At 70.8% G+C, this 23,294-nt stretch carries 28 protein-coding genes and 2 pseudogenes; 11 read left to right on the top strand and 19 right to left on the bottom strand.

Annotation, left to right across the window (positions count from 1 at the left end; all coding sequences use genetic code 11):
- Positions 1 to 40 precede the first annotated feature (40 nt).
- A complete protein-coding gene (locus BM287_RS03050) occupies positions 41 to 922 on the top strand; it encodes a spermidine synthase (RefSeq protein WP_090035871.1) in 882 nt (293 codons plus the stop codon).
- A 19-nt stretch (positions 923 to 941) separates the two neighbouring features.
- Here the strand turns inward: BM287_RS03050 and BM287_RS03045 are convergent, their stop codons facing one another.
- From BM287_RS03045 to BM287_RS03020, 6 genes are all read right to left on the bottom strand, one after another.
- Positions 942 to 1,715, bottom strand: coding sequence for an RES domain-containing protein (locus BM287_RS03045; RefSeq protein WP_090035869.1), 774 nt, complete (start codon positions 1,713 to 1,715; stop codon positions 942 to 944).
- Entirely contained in the window at positions 1,712 to 2,092 is a 381-nt protein-coding gene (locus tag BM287_RS03040; RefSeq protein ID WP_090035868.1) for a hypothetical protein, read from the bottom strand. Before BM287_RS03040 ends, BM287_RS03045 begins: the two co-directional genes overlap by 4 nt.
- A 71-nt stretch (positions 2,093 to 2,163) precedes the next feature.
- Positions 2,164 to 3,078: a 5-oxoprolinase subunit C family protein gene (locus BM287_RS03035; protein ID WP_090035866.1), complete on the bottom strand. Its 915-nt coding sequence runs from the start codon at positions 3,076 to 3,078 to the stop codon at positions 2,164 to 2,166.
- Positions 3,075 to 3,689 (bottom strand): 5-oxoprolinase subunit B family protein, encoded by a 615-nt coding sequence (locus BM287_RS03030; protein ID WP_090035865.1) that lies wholly within the window; start codon positions 3,687 to 3,689, stop codon positions 3,075 to 3,077. The genes BM287_RS03035 and BM287_RS03030 overlap by 4 nt, the downstream gene beginning before the upstream one ends.
- Positions 3,686 to 4,447 carry a LamB/YcsF family protein gene (locus BM287_RS03025; protein WP_090035862.1) on the bottom strand — a complete coding sequence of 254 codons (762 nt, stop codon included), beginning with the start codon at positions 4,445 to 4,447 and terminating at the stop codon, positions 3,686 to 3,688. Before BM287_RS03025 ends, BM287_RS03030 begins: the two co-directional genes overlap by 4 nt.
- A gap of 81 nt (positions 4,448 to 4,528) precedes the next feature.
- Entirely contained in the window at positions 4,529 to 5,143 is a 615-nt protein-coding gene (locus tag BM287_RS03020) for a CGNR zinc finger domain-containing protein (RefSeq protein WP_244527846.1), read from the bottom strand.
- Between the two features lie 63 nt (positions 5,144 to 5,206).
- Here BM287_RS03020 and BM287_RS03015 point away from each other — a divergent pair, with 63 nt between their 5' ends.
- Positions 5,207 to 5,815 carry a GNAT family N-acetyltransferase gene (locus tag BM287_RS03015; protein WP_090035858.1) on the top strand — a complete coding sequence of 203 codons (609 nt, stop codon included), beginning with the start codon at positions 5,207 to 5,209 and terminating at the stop codon, positions 5,813 to 5,815.
- 13 nt (positions 5,816 to 5,828) lie between these two features.
- On the opposite strand, the gene BM287_RS03010 is transcribed toward BM287_RS03015, so the two are convergent.
- The 4 genes from BM287_RS03010 to BM287_RS02995 all read right to left on the bottom strand — a co-directional run bounded on the left by BM287_RS03010 (position 5,829) and on the right by BM287_RS02995 (position 8,050).
- Entirely contained in the window at positions 5,829 to 6,326 is a 498-nt protein-coding gene (locus BM287_RS03010; protein ID WP_090035856.1) for a SprT-like domain-containing protein, read from the bottom strand.
- A 48-nt stretch (positions 6,327 to 6,374) separates the two neighbouring features.
- On the bottom strand, positions 6,375 to 6,875 hold the full coding sequence (locus tag BM287_RS03005) for a tetratricopeptide repeat protein (RefSeq protein WP_280140921.1): 501 nt from the start codon (positions 6,873 to 6,875) through the stop codon (positions 6,375 to 6,377).
- Between the two features lie 206 nt (positions 6,876 to 7,081).
- Entirely contained in the window at positions 7,082 to 7,384 is a 303-nt protein-coding gene (locus BM287_RS03000) for a DUF427 domain-containing protein (RefSeq protein ID WP_090035854.1), read from the bottom strand.
- Positions 7,385 to 7,552: 168 nt separating this feature from the next.
- Positions 7,553 to 8,050, bottom strand: coding sequence for an EVE domain-containing protein (locus BM287_RS02995; RefSeq protein WP_244527844.1), 498 nt, complete (start codon positions 8,048 to 8,050; stop codon positions 7,553 to 7,555).
- A 100-nt stretch (positions 8,051 to 8,150) separates the two neighbouring features.
- Here BM287_RS02995 and BM287_RS02990 point away from each other — a divergent pair, with 100 nt between their 5' ends.
- The 5 genes and pseudogenes from BM287_RS02990 to BM287_RS02970 form a co-directional block, all read left to right on the top strand.
- The gene (locus BM287_RS02990) at positions 8,151 to 8,504 is read left to right on the top strand and encodes a YciI family protein (protein WP_090035852.1); all 354 of its coding nucleotides are present in this window, start codon (positions 8,151 to 8,153) and stop codon (positions 8,502 to 8,504) included.
- A complete protein-coding gene (locus BM287_RS02985) occupies positions 8,501 to 9,790 on the top strand; it encodes an RNA polymerase sigma factor (protein WP_090035850.1) in 1,290 nt (429 codons plus the stop codon). Before BM287_RS02990 ends, BM287_RS02985 begins: the two co-directional genes overlap by 4 nt.
- 49 nt (positions 9,791 to 9,839) lie before the next feature.
- The gene (locus BM287_RS02980; RefSeq protein WP_090035848.1) at positions 9,840 to 10,418 is read left to right on the top strand and encodes a hypothetical protein; all 579 of its coding nucleotides are present in this window, start codon (positions 9,840 to 9,842) and stop codon (positions 10,416 to 10,418) included.
- Positions 10,415 to 11,095 carry a DUF1684 domain-containing protein gene (locus BM287_RS02975; protein ID WP_090035846.1) on the top strand — a complete coding sequence of 227 codons (681 nt, stop codon included), beginning with the start codon at positions 10,415 to 10,417 and terminating at the stop codon, positions 11,093 to 11,095. Before BM287_RS02980 ends, BM287_RS02975 begins: the two co-directional genes overlap by 4 nt.
- A gap of 177 nt (positions 11,096 to 11,272) precedes the next feature.
- A pseudogene (locus BM287_RS02970) lies at positions 11,273 to 12,070 on the top strand (PhzF family phenazine biosynthesis isomerase); the annotation flags it as partial.
- A 20-nt stretch (positions 12,071 to 12,090) separates the two neighbouring features.
- Here the strand turns inward: BM287_RS02970 and BM287_RS02965 are convergent.
- Entirely contained in the window at positions 12,091 to 12,543 is a 453-nt protein-coding gene (locus BM287_RS02965; RefSeq protein WP_244527864.1) for a hypothetical protein, read from the bottom strand.
- Between the two features lie 81 nt (positions 12,544 to 12,624).
- Positions 12,625 to 12,708, bottom strand: a pseudogene (locus BM287_RS18020) (DUF2510 domain-containing protein); the annotation flags it as partial.
- A gap of 166 nt (positions 12,709 to 12,874) precedes the next feature.
- Between BM287_RS18020 and BM287_RS02960 the strand changes: the two are divergent.
- The gene (locus BM287_RS02960; RefSeq protein ID WP_090035842.1) at positions 12,875 to 13,207 is read left to right on the top strand and encodes a hypothetical protein; all 333 of its coding nucleotides are present in this window, start codon (positions 12,875 to 12,877) and stop codon (positions 13,205 to 13,207) included.
- Positions 13,208 to 13,256: 49 nt separating this feature from the next.
- Here BM287_RS02960 and BM287_RS02955 read toward each other — a convergent pair whose 3' ends face one another.
- On the bottom strand, positions 13,257 to 13,646 hold the full coding sequence (locus BM287_RS02955) for an MmcQ/YjbR family DNA-binding protein (RefSeq protein WP_090035840.1): 390 nt from the start codon (positions 13,644 to 13,646) through the stop codon (positions 13,257 to 13,259).
- 227 nt (positions 13,647 to 13,873) lie between these two features.
- Here BM287_RS02955 and BM287_RS17445 point away from each other — a divergent pair, with 227 nt between their 5' ends.
- A complete protein-coding gene (locus tag BM287_RS17445; RefSeq protein ID WP_139230607.1) occupies positions 13,874 to 14,125 on the top strand; it encodes a GNAT family protein in 252 nt (83 codons plus the stop codon).
- Positions 14,126 to 14,743: 618 nt separating this feature from the next.
- Here BM287_RS17445 and BM287_RS02945 read toward each other — a convergent pair.
- Positions 14,744 to 17,029, bottom strand: coding sequence for a HelD family protein (locus BM287_RS02945; RefSeq protein ID WP_090035834.1), 2,286 nt, complete (start codon positions 17,027 to 17,029; stop codon positions 14,744 to 14,746).
- Positions 17,030 to 17,281: 252 nt separating this feature from the next.
- On the opposite strand from BM287_RS02945, the gene BM287_RS02940 reads away from it, so the two are divergent.
- Positions 17,282 to 18,877: a DEAD/DEAH box helicase gene (locus tag BM287_RS02940; protein WP_090035831.1), complete on the top strand. Its 1,596-nt coding sequence runs from the start codon at positions 17,282 to 17,284 to the stop codon at positions 18,875 to 18,877.
- Positions 18,878 to 18,956: 79 nt separating this feature from the next.
- Here the strand turns inward: BM287_RS02940 and BM287_RS02935 are convergent, their stop codons facing one another.
- The 3 genes from BM287_RS02935 to BM287_RS02925 form a co-directional block, all read right to left on the bottom strand.
- On the bottom strand, positions 18,957 to 19,601 hold the full coding sequence (locus BM287_RS02935) for a TetR/AcrR family transcriptional regulator (RefSeq protein ID WP_170857409.1): 645 nt from the start codon (positions 19,599 to 19,601) through the stop codon (positions 18,957 to 18,959).
- Positions 19,594 to 20,457, bottom strand: coding sequence for an alpha/beta fold hydrolase (locus tag BM287_RS02930; protein WP_090035830.1), 864 nt, complete (start codon positions 20,455 to 20,457; stop codon positions 19,594 to 19,596). The genes BM287_RS02935 and BM287_RS02930 overlap by 8 nt, the downstream gene beginning before the upstream one ends.
- Positions 20,458 to 20,522: 65 nt before the next feature.
- The gene (locus BM287_RS02925; protein ID WP_090035827.1) at positions 20,523 to 21,104 is read right to left on the bottom strand and encodes an NUDIX hydrolase family protein; all 582 of its coding nucleotides are present in this window, start codon (positions 21,102 to 21,104) and stop codon (positions 20,523 to 20,525) included.
- Between the two features lie 115 nt (positions 21,105 to 21,219).
- Between BM287_RS02925 and BM287_RS02920 the strand changes: the two genes are divergently transcribed.
- A complete protein-coding gene (locus BM287_RS02920) occupies positions 21,220 to 21,870 on the top strand; it encodes an alpha/beta hydrolase (protein ID WP_090035825.1) in 651 nt (216 codons plus the stop codon).
- A gap of 203 nt (positions 21,871 to 22,073) precedes the next feature.
- On the opposite strand, the gene BM287_RS02915 is transcribed toward BM287_RS02920, so the two are convergent.
- Both BM287_RS02915 and BM287_RS02910 read right to left on the bottom strand, forming a co-directional pair.
- Positions 22,074 to 22,640: a hypothetical protein gene (locus BM287_RS02915; RefSeq protein ID WP_139230606.1), complete on the bottom strand. Its 567-nt coding sequence runs from the start codon at positions 22,638 to 22,640 to the stop codon at positions 22,074 to 22,076.
- Between the two features lie 59 nt (positions 22,641 to 22,699).
- The gene (locus BM287_RS02910) at positions 22,700 to 23,254 is read right to left on the bottom strand and encodes a hypothetical protein (RefSeq protein ID WP_090107269.1); all 555 of its coding nucleotides are present in this window, start codon (positions 23,252 to 23,254) and stop codon (positions 22,700 to 22,702) included.
- Positions 23,255 to 23,294 lie beyond the last annotated feature (40 nt).

Here is a 23,294-nt window from a genome sequence, read left to right as displayed (position 1 = left end):
GGTGGAGATCGGGTGGAGCGCGCGCGGCTAGGCTGCCGATGTGCCCCAGAATCCGGCCCGGCAGAACCCGTCGGTCACCCTCGCCGAGAGCGGCTATCTGGCGACGGTGGAGCCGGACCGCTTCGTTCCCGGCGCCTATCAGCTGGTGGTGGATGGAACGCCGCAGTCCCACGTGAACCTGGACGACCCGTCGCAGCTGTTCTTCGAGTACGTCCAGCGCATGGGCAACGTGATCGACCTCATCGGCGAACCGGGCCAGCCGATCACCGCCGTGCATCTCGGCGCCGGCGCGCTGACCCTCCCCCGCTACATCGCGTACACCCGGCCGGGCTCGCGGCAGCAGGTCGTGGAGCTGGAGAGCCGGCTGGTGGACCTGGTGCGCGAGCAGCTGCCGCTCCCCCGCTACGCGCAGATCCGCATCCGCCACGGTGACGCCCGCGAGGTGGTCGGCAAGCTGCCCGCGGGGCTGCGGGGGTCGGTCGACCTGCTCGTGGTGGACATCTTCAGCGGGTCGCGTACGCCGGCGCACGTGACGAGCATGGAGTTCTACCGGTCGGCCGTGTCGCTGCTGAAGCCGGACGGGATCGTCCTGGTCAACGTCGCGGACGGACCGCCGCTCAGCTTCGCGCGCAGCCAGGTCTCGACGCTCGGCGCGGTCGTCGGGCATGTCGCCGCGCTCGCCGAGACGCAGGTGCTGAAGGGCCGCCGGTTCGGGAACGTCGTGCTGGTCGGCTCGGACGCGCCGCTGCCGCTGGAGTGGCTGCCGCGGCTGCTGGCGAGCGGTCCGCATCCCGCGAAGGCCGTGGCGGGCGAGGAGTTGCGGACCTTCGCCGCCGGCGCGCCGATCGTGACCGACGCGACCAGCGTGCCGTCGCCGGCGCCCGCGCGCAGCATCTTCCAGACGGGCACGCGGCGCGAGTGAGGGGTCGCTCTGGCTAGGACTAGAACGCCCGGATACGGAACCGCTCGCACGCGCGGGCCAAGGCCTCGTCCGAGACGAGAATCCGATCGGGTGAGAGAGCCGTGAGGTCAGCGCTCCAGCCGTCGCCCGGCCCGGGAAGCCAGACTGCGCGACACCACGCCCCGCCGTGCTTGCTGTGGAACTGCAGCCCGCGGGCCCGGGTCCCGTCGTCGAGTTCGACGCGGCGAAGCAGCTCCCCGACGGTGGTCGTTATCCGTCGGTTCTCGCCTTCGAGGACCGCCGTTGTGAGGGTGGTGACACCCTCCTCCACCAGGAGTGCCTCCATCGCCACCTCCAGGCTGGAGATCGTGTCGGGGTGGTCGACGTCGATCCACCAGCCTCCAGGCTCGGCGTGGATCACGCACATCCCTCGATCGTGTCGCCATGAAGCGGGCACTGCCCCAACACCCATGAAAGAACTCGCCGCCCATTCGTCTGCGATCACCTCGAGGAAGTCGTCGCGCGACATCCCGATGGCTCTAGCGTCCGCTGCCAAAGGGTCGTCGGCGCCGAGCGGGCGCTTGAACGGGGACAGAACCTCGGCGTACGCGGTCTCCGGCGTCTGGGCCGCGTAGAGGGTGAGGCCCGGGGAGTCGAAGCGGCCCCACTGATGGCGGGGCTCTGTGCCCGTGCGTGCGGGAGCAGAGATTGCGTTGTAGCGAGTGGGCGCGACGCGGAACATCCGGTCACCTTCCACGGGGAGGAGGCGCAGTCCGGTCTCCGCGCAGGTGCGAGCGCCCGCGTCGAGGATCACGCGTCCTGGGAGCCGGCGAGAAACGCCTCGACCGCAGCCATCACCTCGGCGCCCCGCCCCTCGCGGATCGCGGTGATCGGGGTGGCTTCCTGAAGGAGCGGGTTGCCCCCGATGAACCAGGACCGGGCCACGTGCGCATTCTCCGCCAGCACCAGGCTGGCCCACGCTCGGTGTCCGAGCTGAAGTCGGTTCAGGAACTCATTCCGCGGAGTGGGACCATCCGGCTTCGCCCACTTCGCTGGCAGCTTCCGGTCCTTGGACCCGGTCATCGCAGCGACCAGCGTCGGGCCGAGTCCGGCGACGAGGACCCGCGCGATGTCGTGCGAGTCCATCCGCGCCGTAGAGGCGTGCTGGGACGTTGTCGTAATGCTGGCCATGAAGCAATGGTACCGCGCAGTTACCCCAGGCAGGAACCACAAATTCCCCTCGAATTACCCTTCTCGGGCCCTCAGGCGTGGCGGAACGTCACCGGCTGGCCGGGACGGAGCTGCGCGAAGAGGTCGAGTGTGGCGTCGGAGACGACGGCGATCACCGGGTAGCCGCCGGTGACGGGATGGTCGGCCAGCAGCACCGTGGGCCGGCCGTCCGGCGAGACCTGCACGGCGCCCGCCACCATGGGCTCGCTCGGCAGCTCCCGGTTCACGGCGCGCTCGATCAACGCTGACGCGACCGCGGGCGAACGCGTGGCATGGGCGGCATGCGAGGGAGACTGCGGGGGGTCCAGCCGGACGCCGATGCGGTCGCTCTCCGCGCCGGCGCGCCACTCGTCGGTGAAGAACGCCTCCAGCGCCGCCTCGGTGAACCAGTCGGCGCGCGGGCCGCGGTGCGCGCGGACTTCCACCGCATCCATCGCCGGCTCGGCCACCGGAACGAAGTCGAGCAGCGGCAGATCGGTTCCCGGATGCGCGCCGAGCGGGATCAGGTCGCCCGCTCGCAGCGGTGCGGGGCCGAGGCCCGCGAGGGTGTCGCGCGAGCGGGAGCCGAGCACCGGCACGACGGCGACGCCTCCGCGAACGGTCAGGTACCAGCGCACTCCGGAGGTGGCCGTCCCGATGCGGAGAACCTGACCGGCGCCGGCATGGACGGCGGTGTGCGCATCCATGGATCGGCCGTCGAGCAGCAGCCGGCCGGTCGCTCCCGTGACGGCGAACCAGGTGTCCTGTTCGAAGCGCGCCTCGAAGCCGCCCAGCAGCACCTCGATGCCGGCATCGCTCTCGGGGTTGCCGAGGAGGCGGTTGCCCAGCCGGAGAGCGCCGCGGTCGAGGGCGCCCGAGCGTCCGACACCCACGGCGGCGAAGCCCGGCCGGCCCAGGTCCTGCACCAGCGCCAGGGGGCCGGGACGGAGCACGCGGAGGCCGCTCACGGCGCCTCCCGGAAGCGGACGACGGTTCCCGGCCGCAACAGAGCGGGTGGATCCGCCGTCTCGTCCCAGAGCACCGCATCCGTCCGCCCGATCAGCTGCCAGCCGCCCGGGCTCGAGCGCGGATACACACCGCTGAAAGCGCCGGCCAGCCCGACCGAACCGGGAGGCACGGCGGTCCGCGGAGTGTCCCGGCGGGGCACGTCGAGGGGCCGGTCGGTCGCCAGGTAGGCGAATCCGGGCGCGAAGCCGCCGAAGGCGACGCGCCAGGTCGAACCGGTGTGGAAGGCGACCAGCTCGGCCGGGGTGCGACCGGTGAGCCGCGCGGCCTCGGCCAGGTCCTCGCCGTCGTACGCGACCTCGAGCTCGACCAGGCGGTCGTGCGTCGCATCCACGTCGAGCGGAGCGGCGCGCTCGACCCAGGAGCGGGCCGAGCTGAGCGGGAGGATGCGCGGCTCCACGAGGACCGCGATCGTCCGGGCGGCGGGCACCAGGTCCACCACTCCCTCCGGCCGCGTGGCGTCGAGGCCGCGGAACAGGCCGAGCACGGCATCCAGGTCGTCCAGCTCCACGAGCAGCGCGTGGTCGCCGAGCGGCAGGATCCGGCGCGTCATACGAACGGCTCCACCTGGATGGCCGCTGCGGCCAGCGCGCTGCGAACCGCGCGCGCCATCGCCACCGCTCCCGGAGTGTCGCCGTGGACGCACAGCGAGTCGACCTCGAGGCGGACGGCCGTGCCGTCGACGGCGTCGACGGTCCCTTCGGTCACCATGCGGACGGCACGCCCGGCGATCTCGGACGCGTCCGCGAGCAGGGCGCCGGGATCGGTGCGCGGGACGAGCGTCCCGTCGGCCCGGTAGCCGCGGTCGACGAACGCTTCACGCACGAAGCGCAGCCCGGCATCCGCGGCGGCGCGTTCCACCTCCGACCCGGCCAGCCCGAGCAGCGGGAGCGACGGGTCGAACGCGACCACCGCGTCCACCACCGCTCGCGCCTGGGCCGCGTCCCGCACGATGCGGTTGTACAGGGCGCCGTGCGGCTTGACGTAGCGGACGGCCGTTCCGGCGACGCGGGCGAGGCCGGCCAGCGCGGCGAGCTGGTAGAGGACCTCGTCCCGCAGCTCTCCGGCCGGCACGTCCATGCTGCGGCGGCCGAAACCCGGCAGGTCGCGGTACGAGACGTGGGCGCCGACGGTGACGCCGTTCGCCGCGGCCTCCCGGCAGGTCGCGAGCATCGTGGAGGGGTCCCCCGCGTGGAAGCCGCACGCCACGTTGGCGCTGGAGACGATCCGCAGCAGGGCGGCGTCGTCGCCCATCGTCCAGGCGCCGAAGGACTCGCCCAGGTCGCTGTTGAGGTCGACGGAACGCGGCATCCCTCTATTGTGGCGCGCTGCGGCGGGCTGCGGGCGTGCCGTGGCGCGGCGCGGTGTTTGAGGGTGCGTGCCGTGGGGGCGTCAGTGTGCGGCTCGGGCCGTGCGAGCCCGGTGGGCTCGCACCTTGGCGCGGTTGCCGCAGCGCTGCATCGAGCACCAGCGCCGGGTGCCGCCGCGCGAGGTGTCCAGGTACACCAGGCGGCAGTCGTCGGCGGAGCACTCCCGGATGCGGCCGTCGACGTCGGGGCCGAAGACGTGGACGGCGTCGCGGGCGATGGAGCCGAGCGCCTGGTGCGGACGCGCCTTCGTGCGTCCGGCCTGGCGGCCGCCGCCGGCGAGGACCGGAGGGATGTCGGGCGTCGCCGCGAACAGGTTCACCACATCCACGTCGTCGGGCGACAGGAGCTCGCCCTGGCTCGCCTGACGCGCCAGCCGGCCGAGCGCCGACCGAAGGGCGCGGGCGTCGCGGAACTCGCGCTCGCCGGCGGTCGGCGCGACCTCGGGGAAGCGCTCGGCCAGCCAGTCGTTGAGACCGGACGCGTCGCGGACGGTCCGCCACTCGCCGAACTCGTCGTCCAGCCCGCCGGTGTAGGCGAAGTCGAGGGCGAGTGAGCCCGAGTCGAACCACCAGCGCTGTCCGTCGTGGGGCTCCATCCATTGGCCGGTGCCTCGGGTGAGGATCGCTGAAGTCGCCATGTAACCCATAGTGGCAGTTGCATCGGAGGGGGATGGACGGGGTGGCCCTGGCATACTGAGCGGATGACTGCGTACCGGCCCGATCCGCACGCCCAGCTGGAGGGCGCCACGGTGCGCCTGCGGGCGCTGACCCTCGACGACCTTCCCGACCTCTTCGACGCCATCGGACGCCCCGAAGTGTTCGCCGGCGGCTGGGGCGGGGGGCCGGCCGGGTTCCGCGACACGTACGAGGAGTGGCGCACGTTCGTCATCGGGTACCTCGACTGGGAGCGGAGCAATGTGACCGCGGTCGTCCTCCGCGATGGGGACCGCCTGGTCGGCACCACCACGCTCGGCGACTTCGACCTGGTGAACGAGTCGGCCCACATCGGGTGGACGGCCTACGCCCCCGAGGTGTGGGGCACCCGGGTGAATGCCGAGACCAAGCGCCTGCTGCTGGGCACGGCGTTCGACCACGGGTTCGAGCGGGTCAAGCTCCAGGCCGATGTGGTGAACGACCGGTCCCGGGCCGCGATCCTCCGGATCGGCGCGAGCTTCGAAGGCATCCTGCGGCACACCCAGCGCCGCGCGGACGGCAGCTGGCGCGACACCGCCGTGTACTCGATCCTCCGGGAGGAGTGGCCGGCGGCGCGGGATGCGCTCGATGCCCGGCTGAGCGTCGAGCACGCCTGAGGTCCTGCCCCGGCTACTCGTTCGCGGCCGCGGCGGCGACCCGGCGCTGCGCCGGCGAGACCTCGCGGTGCTGCCACGAGATCAGGTTCGCCGCATCGAACCGCCGGCTGCACGCGCCGCATGCCAGCGCACGGGCGGGCTTGCGATAGCGGTAGTGCGTGTGGCCGTTCGGACAGGTGCCCACCCAGGGCGCCAGGTCGTCGGCGATCGCGCCGCCGTGCAGCCGCGTGCCCTCGTAACCGAGGTCGAGGGCGATCGCCCGCCAGCGCGGCCCGTGCCCGGCACGGGACCCGGCGAGCGCGTGAGCGACCTCGTGCAGCAGGATCTGGTGGATCTCGTCGTCCTCGTAGCGACCGGCCAGGTAGCGCGAGACCGTGATCCGCTTCGAGGTGTAGTTGCACAGGCCGGCACGCGTCTTGGCGTTGTCGAAGCCGAAGGTCCACACGGCCGGATCCAGATGGAGGGCGATGAGAGCCTCCGCCCATCGGCGCACGCGGTCCAACTCTGCCATCAGCGGCGGATCCCTTCCGGGGTGCTCCGATCCTCCATGCCGTGCATCCTACGCGTGATCGCCGCCGCCCTCATCGTTCGGCTCGGAGCGGGATTCCGAGCCGGAGCCGGAGCCCGGGGCCCAGGCCGAGGCGCGCTGCGCCTCCAGCGCCGACTGCACCACCGCGACGGCCGTGAGGGCCGCCTGGATCTCTGCGGGCGACGCGCCCAGCTTCTCCCGCAGGAACACGGCCGCCGTCATGTCCGCGAGCGCATTCTCGTAATCGCCGGCGTCGAAGTGCACCTTGCCGCGGCTCTGCACGGCGAACGCCTCCAGCCCGGTCCACTCGCGACCGCGGGCCTCATCCACGCAGCCCGTCAGCTCCACCACGGCCTCATCGGTCTTGCCCTGGTACTGCAGCACCTGCGCCCGGCGGATGCGCGCACCGAGCAGCTGCTCCCGGTCGCCCGTGAAGCGTGCCTGCCGGACGGCCTCGTTCGCGACCTCGTACGCCTCGTCCAGCCGGCCCAGCAGCCGCAGCAGCACGGCCTTCTCGTTGAGGGCGCTCAGGCTGCGCAGACTGCCCAGCTCCTCCAGACGCTCGCCGGCAGCGCGCAGATCGACGCGCTCGCGCAGGGTGGTCGGATCGTATCCGAGGATGATGCTCAGGGTTCTGCTCCCGATCGGTGGTTCCCGAACAGACTACCCGTAGCGGCGCGCCGATCCCGGTGGCTCACGCCGCACGTTTTCGTGGCGCGAGCAGGGCGATCAGGTCGTCAGTCGACGACGCGGACGTCCTTCCAGAACGCGACGTAGTTGCTGTAGTCCTTGCCGACCCGGTCGAACGAGCTCGGGTACGGGGTCGGGTAGCTCCACGCGCGGTCCTGCAGCAGGCCGTCGCCGGACTTCACCGAGAAATATTGGCATTCGCCCTTCCACGGACAGGTGTACGGCGTGTCGCTCTCGACGAGGTACTCGGACTTCACGCTCGCCGGCGGAAAATACCAGTTGCCCTCGATATGGATGAGGTCCTCCTGCGGGGCCTCGGCGATCACGGTGTCGTTCAGCACGGCTTTCATCGAATAAAACCTCCTGTTCAGTCGAACCTACGTGAGCGCCCGATCATTCCGGTGCGGCCGGGCCGTTCTGACGGGGAGCTCGGAGGACGGTCACAGCGTCGGGCGCGCCGAGTCGTCCTGCAGCGGCGATGCCGGCCGGAGCGGAAGGAACGGCACCGGTCGGCTGAGTCACCGGGCCATCGTCACGCGGGCCTCGGGGCGGCCCTGCCGGGTTTCGCCGGGTGACGGCCGCATCTGCCGGCGGATCAGCTCGAAGTCGTGGCGCGACAGCTCGATGACCCCGCGGCGCAGCTGATAGCCCCAATCGGGCCGGTCACGGGTGAAGTCGAGCGAGCCCAGCAGCGGACGGATCGGGATGGCCACCGCGTCATGGTCCCACTCGATCCGGCGCCGCCAGGGCCTGAAGTCGGACGCCGGACCGCTCATCGACGGACCCTGCGTCACCGGGAACGCCTCGGCGTCCGCCACGCGTCCGACGGCGGTGAACTGCTTCAGCGGCTCGCCATCCGGGAACGAGGCCCGCGGCGAGTAGTACACGAAACCGTCGGCTGCGCCCATCCACTCCAGCGGACCGCGCGCGCCGTGGTTGACCTGGGCGAAGCCGCCGGCGACGCCGCGCAGCACGTGGTCGCGCTGCACCACGCCCATCCAATAGCGGATCGCCATGCTTCCGTTGTAGCGCACGCCACCGACATCCACGTCGAAACGGCATCCTCCTGATCGACGTGTCGGTGACGGGGATCCGTTTCGAGGAGAGGATGGGACCATGCGTTACGTGCTGATGGCACTCGCCGAGGGCGGGGACACTGCGCCGCTGTGCGACGATCCGGCGGCGCTCGACCGCTTCGAGCAGGAACTCGTGCGCGCCGGGGTGCTGCTCGCCGCGGAGGCGCTGGAGCCCGCGGATACCGGCACGCGCATCCGCTTCGACGGTGAGGAGCGCATCCTGAGCCGCATCCCACCGGCCCCGTCCGGCACCGGTTCGATGGCCGGCCGGGTCGAGGGTCTCTGGATGCTGCAGACGGCCGGCGAGGACGAGGCGCTGGAGTGGGCGCGCCGCCTGCCGCTGACGCGGGGAACGGTCGACGTGCGCAGAGTCGCCGGCGGCGGGCGCCGATGACGGACGGCGAGCGCACCCCGCTGGACGAGATCCGCCGCGCGATCGACTCGGTGTGGCGGATCGAGTCGGGGCGGCTGATCGCCGGGCTCGCCCGCACGACCGGCGACGTCGGCCTCGCCGAAGAGCTGGCCCAGGATGCGCTGGTCGCCGCGCTCGAGCAGTGGCCGGCCGCCGGCATCCCGCGCAATCCCGGAGCCTGGCTGACCACCGTCGCCAAGCGCCGAGCCGTCGACGGCTGGAGGCGGCGCGAACGACTCGACGACCGCTACGCCGCGATCGCCCACGACCTGGAGCAGGAGCTCGGCGACGACGATCCGGCGCGTGTCGCGCAGGAGCCGATCGGCGACGACCTGCTGCGGCTGGTGTTCGTCGCATGCCACCCCGTGCTCCCGCAGGCATCGCGGGTCGCCCTGACCCTCAAGCTGCTCGGCGGCCTCACCACCGACGAGATCGCGCGGGCGTTCCTCGTGCCGCCCGCCACGATCGCGCAGCGCATCGTGCGTGCCAAGCGGACGCTGACCGCGGCCGGCGTGCCGTTCGAAGTCCCGGAGCGGGCCGAGTTCCCGGAGCGTCTCGCCTCGGTGCTCGAGGTCGTCTATCTGATCTTCAACGAGGGCTACTCGGCGACGGCGGGCGACGACTGGATGCGGCCCGACCTGTGCCGCGAGGCGCTGCGGCTCGGCCGCGTACTCGCCGAGCTCACTCCGCGCGAGCCGGAGGTGCACGGCCTGGTCGCGCTGATGGAGTTCCAGGCGTCGCGGCTCACCGCACGGACGGCGGCGGACGGATCGCCCATCCTGCTGCAGGACCAGGACCGGGCGCGCTGGGACCGCCTCCTGATCGGCCGGGGCGTCGCGGCGCTGGAGCGTTCCGACGCGCTCCGGCTGAGCCGACGGCCGCCGGTGAGCCGCGGTCCGTACGCGCTGCAGGCGGCGATCGCGGCCTGTCACGCGACCGCGCCCACCGCCGAGGCGACGGATTGGGAGGAGATCGTCGCGCTGTACGGCGCCCTCGCCGAGCTGCGCCCCTCGGCGGTGGTGGAGCTGAACCGCGCGGTCGCGCTGTCGATGGCCTACGGCCCCTCGGCCGGCCTCGAGGTCGTCGACCGGCTCGCGATCGACGGGGCGCTGGCGTCGTACCACCTGCTCCCGTCGGTCCGCGCCGACCTGCTCCTCCGGCTGGGACGGCGGGAGGAGGCGCGCCAGGAGTTCCAGCGCGCTGCGGCGATGACCGGCAACGCGCGGGAACGCGAGTTGCTGCTGGCGCGAGCCGAGGAATGTCTCTGAGTCGAGCATCCCGAGGCGCGCGACGGCCTGGAGGGGCGAGACTGGGAGCATGCGCGTGCTCCTCAAGCTGACGCTCGACTGCGACCCGGATGCGGCCTGGCGCGCGCTGCAGAGCCCGACGGCGTTCCGCGAGGTGGCGATGCCGTGGGTGGACTTCCGCTCGGACGAGCCGGCCGGCTTCCCGACGCGCTGGGGCGCGGAGCACCGGGTGCGGGTGAAGGCGCTCGGCGCGTTCACCGTCGGGACCCAGGCGGTCCGCCTCGACATGCTGCGGTCGACCGATCCGCGCGAGCGCGCGACGCGCATCCTGCGGGACAGCGGCGGCGGGACCGGAGGGATGCTGTCGGCGATCCCCCGGCTGGACCACCGGATGGCGGTCGCGCCGGACCCCGCCGGACCGGACGAGAACGGGCAGGTGCGGACGCTGTACCGGGACCAGCTGATCGTGCGCGCCGGCGTGCTGACGCCGGTCGCCTGGTCCGCGCTGTGGGCGTTCTGGCAGTGGCGCGGGGTGCGCCTGCGCCGGCTGGCGCCCACCTGGGCCTACGATCCGGAGACAGATCCGGAACGAGTGGATGCGGCAGAGCGCGCCGGACGCGCGGCGACGACGAAGGCGGAGGAGACATGACGGACGCGGAACAGGCGACCACCGAGACGGGCGGGCTTGCCGGGCGCCCCGTGACTGCCGTCCAGACGGCGGACTGGCGGCGGCGGGTCTTCGCGCTGTACGCCTCCGTGCGGCGCATCGCCGCCCACGACCCGGCGGAGGCGCACGCGTACTGGGTCTCGGGCCGCAACGACCTCTTCTCGTCGCACCCCGCATCCCCTCTGCTCGACGCGGACCGCGCACGCTTCACCGGGCTGCCGGTCACTCCGTACGATCCCGAGTGGCGGTTCGAGCTGCCCGTCCGGCCGGCCACCGAGGCTGCGCGGATGGATGTGGACACCGGCACCGACGGCGTCGTGCCGTTCGAACTGCTCGGGACCGTGCGCATCCCGTTCGCCGGCACGCTGGACGTGTGGCGGCTCGCCTCCTATGGCGGCGGGCTGTTCGTGCCCGTGAAGGATGCGCTCGCCGGGCGGGCGGGCGGGACGTACGGCGGCGGACGCTACCTGCTCGACACGATCAAGGGCGCCGACCTCGGACTGGATGCGGACGGCGAGGAGGCCTCGCTGGTGCTCGACTTCAACTTCGCGTACAACCCGTCGTGCGCGTACGACCCGGCGTGGGCGTGCCCGCTCGCGCAGGCCGGGAACACCCTGCCTGTCGAGATCCCCGTGGGCGAGCGCTACCCCGGCGCGTGAGCCGCGCTCTGCTCCTTTTTCCGTCGGGTCGCCTGATCGCTACAGGTCCACTTGGCTTGGGTTGGCTCTGTCGCGATTTCGTCGGTCTCGGCTAGAACGGCGGAATGCATAGCACTTCCGAGCCCACGATCCTGCTCCTCCGCGCGTTCACGATGAGGGGGGGATGCGTCTTCCGGGAACCCGGCGGGAGTCGTCCTTGGTGCTGACGCACTATCCGATTCGGCGATGCTTGGTATTGCCGCTGATCTCGGATTCAGTGAGACGGCGTTCGTCAGCTCTCTGACCTCCGACTCTGCCCGGATCCGCTACTTCACCCCGAGAGCAGAGATCGCCTTCTGTGGTCACGCGACGATCGCTTCCGGTGTCGCGCTCGCTCGTAACGGTGTCGGCCCGATGGTGCGGTTCCAAACGAACGCGGGTGAGGTGCCTGTCCAAATCACGGCGAAGGCGGCAACCCTGACTGCGGTGGATACCGAGGTGCAACTTCTGGAGGGGGCGGTGCTTGAAGAGCTGCTCGATGCGCTCGCGCTCACACAGGCAGATCTGGATGCGGAATTGCCGCCCGCGTTCATCCGCGGCGGCAATCCGCATCCGATCGTGCCGGTGGTTGCTGGGGTTCTGGATCGTCTCGACCACGATGCGGACGCGCTTCTGCGCGTTCAAGTCGCGCAGGGTTGGGACGGCACGGTCCCTGTCGTCCACCGAATCTCGCCCTCAGTTTTTGCCAGCAGGAACCCGTTTCCGCGTGGCGGGATCCGTGAGGATCCCGCAACCGGGTCCGCCGCTGCCGGGCTCGGCGCCTACCTCCGCCACCACGGTCAGATTGAGTGTCCCGGAGAAGTGACCCTCCTCCAGGGTGGTCAGATGGGGCGGCCCTCTCAGATCACGGTCACGATCCCAGCGGCCGGTCGGATCAGAGTCACGGGTACTGTCGAACGGTATGAACCGCAGGATGAGGCCAGCGGGGAGCTATGAGCATATTGGCTGCAGCGTCGCTAGCTGGTGGTCAGGATCTGCGTCACCCAGAAGGAGGTGTAGGTAATCACGGCGATCATGCCGGCGGCCTCCACCATGATCGATGCGACCAGCGGGGCCGCTCCGCGGCCTCCGCGCCGACGGATGACGATGGTTCGCCCGATCACATACACCAGCGAGCATGCATACATCAGCAGTCCAAGGAACGCCCACACCCACTGGAAGGGACGGTCATAACCTCGTCGCTGAAGTGCCTTGCGGTCCAGGTAGGCGAGCAAGACCGAGAAGCCGCAGGCCACGAACGGGAAGATGAGATTGCCCAGGTACCAGAGGTTGCCGAAAAGCGCCGCCTCGCGTTGTTGCGCGAGCGCCCCAGACCCTGATTTGAATGCGGCGAGGTAGTCGAGCATCTGTGATTGCACCTGGGTCAACGCGACGGTCGCGAATGCGAAGATCGCGGCCTGCGCCAGCACGACAAGCCAGATCCAGACAGTGTTCGCAGGGGTACCAGGCGCCACACGCGCCGGCGCAGTGCGCAGGTATGGCGTCGGCGGCTGCACGGCATCGGTCCACCCGGATCCGTCCCACCAACGCTGAACACCCCGAGCATCGGGATACCAGCCGGCGGGGGCAGTCACGCCTCACCCGCGTAGTAGAGGGCCGCCCGTCCAGCGCGGTCAAGCAGCGTAGCCATGAACTGACCGCAATGCACGATTAGCGGACTCCGTGCGCTAACGAGGCACGCAGACCGATCCGCTACCGGGCGGCCGACAGCCGAGGTATCGGTTGCCCTACAATCCACGCATGCCTGAACGCATCATGTTCGTCCAGCTGAAGACCGGATACGACACCGATGCCGGACCGTGTTGGATCAGCAGAGTGACCTTCACCATGACATGGCGCACCGCGCACTTTCACGGACGCACTCTGCGACGCGTAACGGGAACCGCCTACGCCAACTACGATGCCAACTTCTACGACGTGGAAACCAAAGAAAGCTACTGGCTCTCCGGACCGAAAAGGGACAGAACGGACTCCCGCTACAGTCACCAGATGCCGGTCGTTGAAGACGACGCGCGCGCCGCGTACGAAGGCTTCCTCGCCGGCGCACCTCTGCCAGGGCGCGAACGCGGCTGAACCTTTCGCTCGGGCCGTCCGGTAAGACGATCCTTGTCTGACCGATCGTCTAACGGCCGAGATTGTCGAACTCTCGCCGCAGATACTTCGGAGCCTGTACACGCCACGCCTCCGTCACGAGTTCCGCAAGATGGTCTTCCTCGATCCCGGCCATTCGGAAGGCGACCTTCGGCTGACCCCAGGGGGTTGTGGTGCGCAGGAACACGTCGGGCGCCATTTCGATAAGAGCCAGCGCGTCCATTCGGTCGGCGATTTTCACCCCGACGACGAGCTCGGCCGCGACTATCTCCCGCATGTCAGCGGGGATGCTCGGCCAGGGATGACACTCCCACGCATACAGCTTGCCGCGAACGAACCACGCAGCACCGCCCGTCGTCGCTCGCTCCTCGCTACCGGGCAACACAGCGTCGGTCCGGCGCAGGTCATTGAGAGTTGCCACGGCTTGACCGTAATTCGCACCACCGACACGAAGCACAAGGCATCAGTTGACGATCCCTTAGCACGCGAGTCACGACGTGAGCGCTCCTAAGCTGACAGGGTGAGCATCAGCGTCCGCACAGTCCCGCATCGGAAACTCCAGGCGGCCGAGCTTGCTCAGCTTGGAAAGCTCTTCGATGCCGAATAACTGACGAGAGCGCTAGCGGCTCAGGCTACGGTCGCGCAGCGATGGAGGCAGCTCAGCTCGCGATGCGATCGCACTGCGACATCCACTTCGGATACCTCGGCTGCCGTGAAGAAATCGTGCCCTTCTACGAGATCGTCGGCTGGCACCGCATCAAAGCAATCGAACGCTCCATCTCGCGCCTTGATCAAACATCCACCGTCGTCGCCGAAAACGCGCCACTCCTCATCTGTCCAGCCGGAAGACCCATCGAAGATTGGCCCACCGGCGATGTCGATCTGCGCGGCGCGCCGTAGTGAAGCGTCCATATACGGATGTCGCGCTCTTCCGGCTCGGCGCCGAGGTCACAGAAGCCGCCACCTGAATATCGAGGGATGACGTGAAGGTGAAGGTGGAACACTGTCTGGAACGCAGCTGCGCCGACGCACACCAGCAGGTTGATACCTTCATTTGAGTGACGAGCGGCGCATAGCCTGCGCGATGTCCTGGCCGACAGCCCAGACGCGAGCGCTACTGGTTCTATCGACCTGGTCGAGGCCGATCACATGCTCGCGCGGCACGACGACAACGTTCCCACGCGCGACGGGTAACGGTCCATGAAGGCGACAACGGTCTCCTAAGTGCGGAGATGCTGCGCGGCGCGGGTGCCCGATAGCCGGTCCCTCACCGTGCATTACCCCGACTGCTGCAGCACGCCACGCCGCGCCTCGCGCGCCGCATGCGCGCAAGACCCGCCCGATGAAATGCACGGCGACGGGAGGACAACTGCAACACTGAGCACCTGAAGGTCGGCTATGCGCGCGTCTCAACGAACGAACAAGCTGACCCGCTCCTCGTTATGGCCAAAGCGGTTATGGTGCCTTCACCGGTTGAGGCCGCCCCGGGTTTCGCCGGGTCGTCGCGTTGTCGCGCGCTCAGCGGGTGACCAGAGTGAGCCGCTGGGTGGGGCGCGTCATCGCGACGTAGAGGGATGCGGCCCCGCGCGGCGACTCGGCGGCGAGCGCATCCGGGTCGGCGAGGACGACGGCGTCGAACTCCAGGCCCTTGGCCTCGTATCCGGTGAGCACGGCGATCGGACGGGAGAGGCCGGCGGCGCCGCGGCCGGCGGCGTCCCCGAAGCGTCCGAGCACCGCGGCGGCGACCGCCGGGAGCTCGGCTCCGGCAGCGATGACGGCGAGGGTGCCGCCCGCATCGATGCTGCGGTCGTGCGCGACGGCGTCCGCGACCGCTGCGGCGAGCGCGCCCGTGTCCGCGGTCGGGTCCGCGGTCTCGCGCGCGGACCCGTGCCCGGACCCATGCGCGGACCCGTCCGCGGCCCGGACCCGGCGGATGGGCCACTCGCCCTCGCGCACGGCTCGCGTCGGCGTGATCGGCAGGCCGGCGGCCGTCGCGAGCCGCTCCGCCTCGCGCGTGATCTGCGCGGGAGTGCGGTAGTTGACCGTGAGCTCCTCCAGGCGCCACGCATCCTTGAACACCGGATTCAGCGCATCCGCCCAGCTCGTCGCCCCGGCAGCGGAGGCGACCTGGGCGATGTCGCCGACGATCGTGAACGACTTCATCGGGCAGCGGCGCACCAGCACCCTCCACTGCATGGGTGAGAGCTCCTGCGCCTCGTCCACGACGACGTGGCCGTAGGTCCAGCTGCGGTCGGCGGCGGCCCGCTCGGCCGTGGTTCCGCGGTCCTCCTGCTCGGCGAACCCGTCGGCGAGCTGTTCGGCGCTCACCAGGCCCTGCACGCCCATGTTGCGGATGGCGGCGCGCGCGTTCTCGAGGTCGCGCTGGCGCTGGCGGTCGCGCTCGCGGTCCGCGGGATCTGGCCGGCCAGGGAAGTCGCCGAGGAGCTCGGCCGCCTCATCCAGCAGGGCCGCATCCGACACGGTGAACGGCTCGGTGCGCTCCCGGCGGAGCGCATCCCGCTCGTGCTGCGACCAGCGCGGGGCCAGCTCCGCCAGCCACGCCGGCCGGGCGTAGAGGTCCTGGAGCAGCTTCTGGGGAGTGAGCGGGAGCCAGGCGGTGTTGAGCAGGACGCGGACGTCGTAGGAGGTGCGGAGGTCCTCGCGGAGAACCTTCAGGTCCGCGTCGTCGATCGTGGATCCCGACGCCCGCAACTGCGCCGCCAGTTGCTCGGTCAGCTCGGCGAGCGCGCTCTTCACGAACGTCACGCGGGCGACGTTGTGCGGCTTCCCGGTGCGCTGGGCCTTCGCGATGGCGCGATGGATGAGCTCGGGCGCCACGACGAGCCGCTCGTTGTCGACCACGATCGTCTGCGCCTCGGCGGGCGCCTTCTGCCGGGACTTCACGGCCCGTGAGAGCAGCCGGGCCATCTGCAGCGAGCCCTTCAGGAGGGCGGCCTCCGGTGCATCGTCGGCCGTCGCCTCCACGCCCGGGAACAGCTCGCCCAGGGTGGACATGACCACTCCCGTCTCGCCGAGGGAGGGGAGCACGGCCTCGATGTACCGCAGGAAGGCGGCGGAGGGGCCGACCACGAGCACACCGGATGCGCTCAGCCGCTGCCGGTTCGCGTACAGCAGGTAGGCGGCGCGGTGCAGTGCCACGGCGGTCTTGCCGGTGCCCGGTCCCCCCTGCACGACGAGCGCGCCGCGCAGGTCCGAGCGGATGATGCGGTCCTGCTCCGCCTGGATGGTCGCGACGATGTCGTGCATCCGGCCGGTGCGCTGCGCGGTCAGAGCGGCGAGGAGGGCACCCTCCCCCTGAACTTGCTCGCCCGTCCGCGCGCCGTCCAGCAGGGACTCGTCGAAGACCTCGTCGTCGATCCGGGTCACCTGCCGGCCCGTCATGGTCAGGTGACGACGGGCGCGCACGCCCATCCGCTCGCTGGCCGTCGCCTGATAGAAGGCGCCGGCCTGCTGCGCGCGCCAGTCGACCAGCAGGGAGCGCTGGTCGTCGTCGCGCAGGCCCACCCGGCCGATGTACCGGTGGTCGGTGCCGTCGACGGGCTGGTCGAGCAGCAGCCGGCCGAACACGAGGCGGGCGTCGACGTCCCGCAGCTGCGTCAACTGGTCCTCGTAGAGGCGGGCGAACGCATCCCGCTCGCTGCGCGCCTGATGGTTGCTGCCGACACTGTCGCGGCGCACCTGGGCGAGACGTTCCTCCGTCTCCGCACGCAGCTGATCGAGCCGCTGATACAGCTCTGCGACCACTGCGCGTTCACGTTCGAGCTCCGATTCCAGCACGCCCATGGCCACCTCTCGTTTCCGGGCCGACAGTCTACGACCTCCGGTTGTGCCTGCGCTCTCAGCACTCGTGCGGCGTTATGCCCTAGAGTGGACGCGCGGGCAACTCTGCCCGCGGCGTCGTAGAACGCTTCGCGTTGCGCCGGGCCATGCCCCGCACGCTTCTCTTCATACGGCGAACGATCGCTCCGCTCGGTGCGCTCGCCACCCACCCCGGTCCGCCCTGCCGACCGGGTCTCATGCCTGAAAGGCACCTCTGTGACTCTCTCCTTCGCCGAACTCGGCGTTCCCGCTCCGCTCGTCGCCGCCCTCGCGGCCGACGGCAAGACAACCCCGTTCCCCATCCAGGCCGACACGCTCCCTGACGCCCTCGCGGGCAAGGACGTGCTGGGCCGCGGCAAGACCGGCTCGGGCAAGACCATCGCCTTCGGCCTGCCGCTCGTCGCCCGCCTCGGCACCGTGCTCGCCGGCGGTCCCCGCCGCGCGGGACGGCCGCTGGCCCTCGTGCTCGCGCCGACCCGTGAGCTGGCCACCCAGATCGCGACGGCCATCCGGCCGCTCGCCGACCGCTACGACCTGCGCGTGTCCACCGTCTTCGGCGGGGTCTCGCAGAACAAGCAGGTGGCCGAGCTCAAGGCCGGTGTCGACATCCTCGTCGCCTGCCCCGGCCGCCTCGAAGACCTGATGAAGCAGCGCTTCGTCTCGCTCGACGCGATCGAGATCACCGTGCTGGACGAGGCCGACCACATGGCCGACCTCGGCTTCCTCCCCGTCGTCACCCGCCTGCTGGCGGCCACGCCGGCCGACGGCCAGCGCCTACTGTTCTCCGCAACGCTCGACAACGGCGTGGACAAGCTGGTGAAGCGCTTCCTGCACTCCCCCGTGCTGCACTCCGTCGACGACGAGAACAGCCCGGTCGAGGCGATGACTCACCACGTGCTCCAGGTGGACGGGCCGGATGAGAAGAAGGCCCTCGTGGAGGCGCTCGCCTCCGGCACGGGCCGCCGCATCCTGTTCACCCGCACCAAGCACCAGGCGAAGAAGCTCGCCAAGCAGCTCACGGCCTCCGGCATCCCGTCGGTCGACCTGCACGGCAACCTCGCGCAGGGCGCCCGCGACCGCAACCTCGCCGCCTTCGGCGAGGGCAGCGTGAAGGTGCTCGTCGCGACGGACGTCGCCGCTCGCGGCGTCCACGTGGACAACGTCGAGCTCGTCGTGCACGTGGACCCGCCGGCCGAGCACAAGGCGTACCTGCACCGCTCCGGGCGCACCGCGCGTGCCGGCAGCGCCGGTGACGTCGTCACCGTCATGCTGTCCTCGCAGGCCGAGGACGTGCGGACCCTGCTGCGCAAGGCCGCGATCGCGGCGACGCCGCAGCGGGTCACCGCGACATCCCCGGCGGTCGTCTCGCTCGTCGGTGAGGTGGCGGCCCACGTCGCGCCGTCGCTGCAGGAGCAGCGGCCCGCGGGCGGCGGCGGTACGTCGCAGGGCGCGAACGCGCAGCGGAAGCGTGCGCGTCGCGGCGGTGGCGCCGGTGGCGGCCAGGGTGCCGGTGCGCGTGACGGCGGCGGCTCCGGCCGCGTCGGCGGCGGCTCCGGCCGCGTCGGCGGCGGCTCCGGCCGCGTCGGCGGGCGCGACGGCGGCGGCTCCGGCCGCGGTGCCGGCGTCTCCGAGACCGCCGGTGCAGGCGGCGGCTCGCGCCGTCGCGGAGGCCAGCGTGCCGCCGTCGCCCAGCAGGCAGCGCCCTCGCGCGCCGGTGCCGCCCAGCGCGACCACGGCGGCTCCCGCCCGGCCGCGTCGCGGTCCGACGCCTCCGTGCGCCGCGGCCAGGGCTCACGCCGCGCGCAGGGCTGACCTCACACCCTCACGTTCCCGCCGGCGCCTCCCCCGCCATCGAGTCCGCAGAGATTGCACAGTGGGAGCGCTCTCGCCGTCAAGTCTGTGTGGACTCGATGGTGGGGGGTGCGGCGCGGGGGAGCGGGAGGGGCGGGGCGAGGCGGGTGAGGCGGGCGAGGGCGGCGATGGTTCCCTCGACCAGGACGTCGTAGCTGCGATCGAGGTCGTACGGGAGGCCGAAGCCGCCGCCGAGCTCCAGGGTGACGAAGCCGTGGATGGCGCTGCGCAGCATCCTGATCGCGTCGATGAGGGCGTCGTCGGGGAGTCCGAAGCCGCGCAGGACGCCCGCGAGCACCGCGACCGTCTCCTCCGCCCGGGCCACGAGCTCGGCGTTGGCGGGGTCGGACGGGTCCGCCGCGACCTGCGCGGACGCATACCGTCCGGGATGCTGCCGGCCGAAGTCGCGGAGTGCCGCTGCGGCCGCGCGGACGGCGTCCGGGCCGGCGCGACCGACTGTCGCCCGGCTCAGCACGGCGGTCAGGTCGATGAGGGACTGCGTCGCCACGAGCCGCCGCAGGTCGTCGAGCGACGCCACGTGCTTGTACAGGCTGGGGACCGCCACGCCGGCGCGGCCCGCGACGGCCGCGAGGGTCAGCCGGTCGAATCCCGCCGGCCCACCCTCGTCGACGACGTCGAGCGCGACCGCGGTCACCGCTGCCCGGGTGAGGCCGGCCCTAGGCACGCGCAGCCCAGGCCGAGCCGTCCGTCGTCCGCCGCTCCGCGAGGAACGCGAGAGTTCCCGGCACGGTGATGTCCGGCCGCTGCGACTGCGGGAAGTGCCCGGCCTCGGGCACCCGCACGACCTGCGCACCGATCGACTCCATCCACGCCCCCTCGGCCGCCGGGTCGCGGTAGTCCGGGTCCAGGTCGCCGACGTAGGCCAGCATCGGAGCATGCACCTCGGGGAGCCGCGGCTCGACGACCGAATGGTTCAGCTGCAGGGTCAGCCGGCGGAAGCTGCTCAGGCGGCCCGGCTCGGAGAGGGACGTGCGGATGGCCGCGACCTGCTCCCCGAGCCACGGCGCCTGCCGGCCGGGGTTGAGGTTCTTCCGGTAGTAGCCGGCCCAGACGCCGGCGCCCCACGGCGTGACGAAGAGGACGCGGTAGAGCAGGTGCTGGAAGAAGGTGGCGGCGCGGCTCGCCGCCGGCTCCCGCAGCAGCGGGCCGTAGAAGACCAGGCCGCTGACGAGGTCCGGACGTTCCGCGGCCACCCAGGCGGCCGCGGCGGCGCCCATCGAGTTGCCGAGCACGACGGCTGGGCCGCCGAGCTCCTCGATCAGAGCGATCAGGTCGCGCGCGGTCGGGACGTCGCCGAACTCCCGGAACGTCGTGTCCGAGTCGCCTTGCGCACGGAGGTCGGTGACGGCGACCCGGTAGCCCGCCTCGACCAGCGGCCGGACGAGCTCCCGGAAGGTGGAGCGGAGGTCACCCATGCCGGGCACGGCGACGACGAGAGGGCCTTCGCCCTCGACGGTGTAGCTCACACGGCCCTCGGGACGCTGGAGATACGAGACGTTGGATTCGACGGAAGCGGTCATAGCCGTAAAGCTAATACCATTAGCCGAATAGTGCAAGACCGACTTTTCGGCGGCCGTTGCGGTGCTCAGCTCATGCGCCCGAGGGACGCCATGGCGGCCTTGACGAGCGCACCGCGGCCGCCCTCCATCTCCTCACCCACGGCGGCGGAGGTGGCCTCGTCCGGCGTCATCCAGGTCAGCTCCAGCGCATCCTGTCGCGGCTCGCATGTTCCGGTCACGGGAACCACGTAGGCGAGCGACACGGCGTGCTGGCGCTCATCGGTGTAGGGCGTGACGCCGGGCATCGGGAAGTACTCGGCCACCTGGAACGGGATCGGGCTCGCCGGCAGCTGCGGGAAGGCCATCGGCCCCAGATCCTTCTCGAGATGACGGAAGAGCGCCTCGCGGAGGGTCTCGCCGTACATCACCCGACCCGAGACGAGTGTCCGCGTCATCTGCCCGACGGCGTTCGCGCGCAGGAGGATGCCCACCTCGGTCACCTGGCCCAGCCCATCCACTCGGACGGGGACCGCCTCGACGTACAGCAGAGGAAGCCGACGGCGGATCTGCTCCAATTCGATGTCGGACAGCCAGGCCGGTCCTGCCTGCGGGCCGTCGCCGGGCAGCGGGTCGGGCGTGGGGTCCGGGTCCGGGGTGCGTACGCTCATGCATGAATCCTACGGACGCCCGCGGTCGCGGCGGACGAGGGCCAGGCGGATCTGTGGATGGGCGGCACTCCGACGGGGGCTGTGGACGGATCATGGCGCCAGGACACAATGGAGGATGCCCTTCCCCGCTCCCGACCTGCGCATCGACCGCGACGCCGTGCTCTGGTCCGCCTCCGAGCAAGACCGAGCGGGCCGGCCGCTGCTGGTCCTGCTCCACGGCTACGCGTCCGACGAAGCCGACCTGTTCGGGATCGCTGCGTATCTGCCGTTGGAGCCGGTGATCGCCTCGTTGCGCGCGCCCATCCCCGAAGGTCCGGGCTTCGCGTGGTTCTCGCGCTTCACCAACGTTCCCGGCGATCCGCTCGCCGGAAACGCGGACGCCGCCGCCCGTGCCGTCCTGGAGTGGCTGGACGAGCAGCCCCGGACGCCGACCGGGCTGCTCGGCTTCTCGCAAGGGGGCGCACTGACACTCCAGCTCCTGCGCCTGGCGCCCGAGCGCTTCGACTATGCGGTGCAGCTGTCGGGGTTCGTGGTGAAGGGTGCTCAGCCGCGGGATGCCGAACTCGCGAAGGCGCGCGTCCCGGTGTTCTGGGGGCGGGGCACGCTCGACGATGCCATCCCGGTCGCGTCGCTCGACCGGACCACCCAGTGGCTGCCGGAACACTCCTCGCTCGACGCGCGCATCTATGAGGGGATGGGACACGCCATCTCGTCGCTGGAGCTCGGGGACATCTCCACATTCATCCGCGGAAATCTGCGCCGCTGAAGCTTATCCACAGGTCCGTCTGAAGCCGCTCTACGTTGAACTCCTCTTGGTAGTTCACCGGCGTTGGTGTCCATCAGTCGGGGAGCCCGGAGACGGTGATGGATTCGCCAGCGGAGTTGTTGTCGGGTCTTTTGGGATTCGGTCGGGTGAGGTCATGGTGCAGCCTCCAAAGGTGAATGCGAAGAGTGCTGCGGCGGTCCGGGTCATCCGGTGGGTTCAGGGGTGGGGTAGGGGGTGATGGTGGGGTGGTTGGTGGGGTGGTAGGGGTCCGGGTCGTGGTAGTCGAAGTCGCGGTAGCCGGTGGGGCCGGCGAATTTGTCCAGGGTGGGGTCGGTGGAGCATTCGGAGAAGATCTCGAGGTTGAAGAGTGCGTCGCTGCCGACGACGCCGGCGTAGAGGGTGCCGTCGGCGCGGTCGGCTCGGTAGTCGGTGTAGTGCTGATGTCCGAGGCCGTTAGCGGTGTCGCCGACGGCACTGACGGTGTAGCCCTGATCGGCCCAGTACTGGGCCATCTTGTGTGCGAATTCGACCGGGTCCCCTACGGGCGTGTGGTACAAGTCCGCCACAAAGCGCTGGCGGCTGGAACCGTTCTCGGTGCTGCAGTCGGCGCCGAGGAACTCTTCGGTGTCCGGGTCCCACGGAAAGCCCTCATCTCTGGGAAGAGTGGTCCATCCGTCGGGGAGGCCGGAGGCGGTGATGGCGGCATTCATCGCGGTGATGGTCTCGGCGCGGAGTTCTTGTCCGGTCTTTTGGGGTTCGGTCGGGGTCATGGTGCAGCCTCCAAGGGTGAACGTGAGGATCAGGGCGAGTGTGGCTGCGGCGATTCGGGTCATCCGGCGGGTTCAGGGGTGGGGTATGGGGTGATGGTGGGGTGGTTGGTGGGGCTATAGGGGTCCGGTTCGAAGAAGTCGAACTCGCGGTAGCCGGTGGGGCCGGCGAACTTGTCGAGGGTGGGGTCGGTGGAGCATTCGGAGTAGATGCCGAGGTTGAAGAGTGTGTCGCTGCCGACGACGCCGGCGTAGAGGCTTCCGTCGGCGCGGTCCGCCCGGAGTTCGATGCTGTGCCCGCCGCCGATGTCACCAACGGTGCTTGTTCGGTAGCCCTGGTGTGCCCAGTAATCGGCGACCCGGTGGGCGAACTCGATCGGGTCGCCGACGGGCGTGTGGTATAGCTCGGCGTCGAAGCGCTGGCGGCGGGAGCCGTTCTCGGTGCTGCAGCCGGCGCCGAGGAACTCTTCGGTGTCCGGGTCCCACGGGTAGCCTCCGGGTAGCCAATCGGTGGACCATCCGTCGGGGAGGCCCGAGGCGGTGATGGCGGCGTTCATGGCGGCGATGGTTTCGGTGCGGAGTTGTTGCCCGGTCTTCTGGGGTTCGGTCGGGGTCATGGTGCAGCCTCCAAGGATGAGCGTGAGAATCGCGGCGAGC

Source organism: Leifsonia sp. CL147 (assembly GCF_900114565.1).
Classification (GTDB): domain Bacteria; phylum Actinomycetota; class Actinomycetes; order Actinomycetales; family Microbacteriaceae; genus Leifsonia.
The sequence above is the reverse complement of the archived record's forward strand: the minus strand, read 5'-3'. Positions and strand labels throughout refer to the sequence as shown.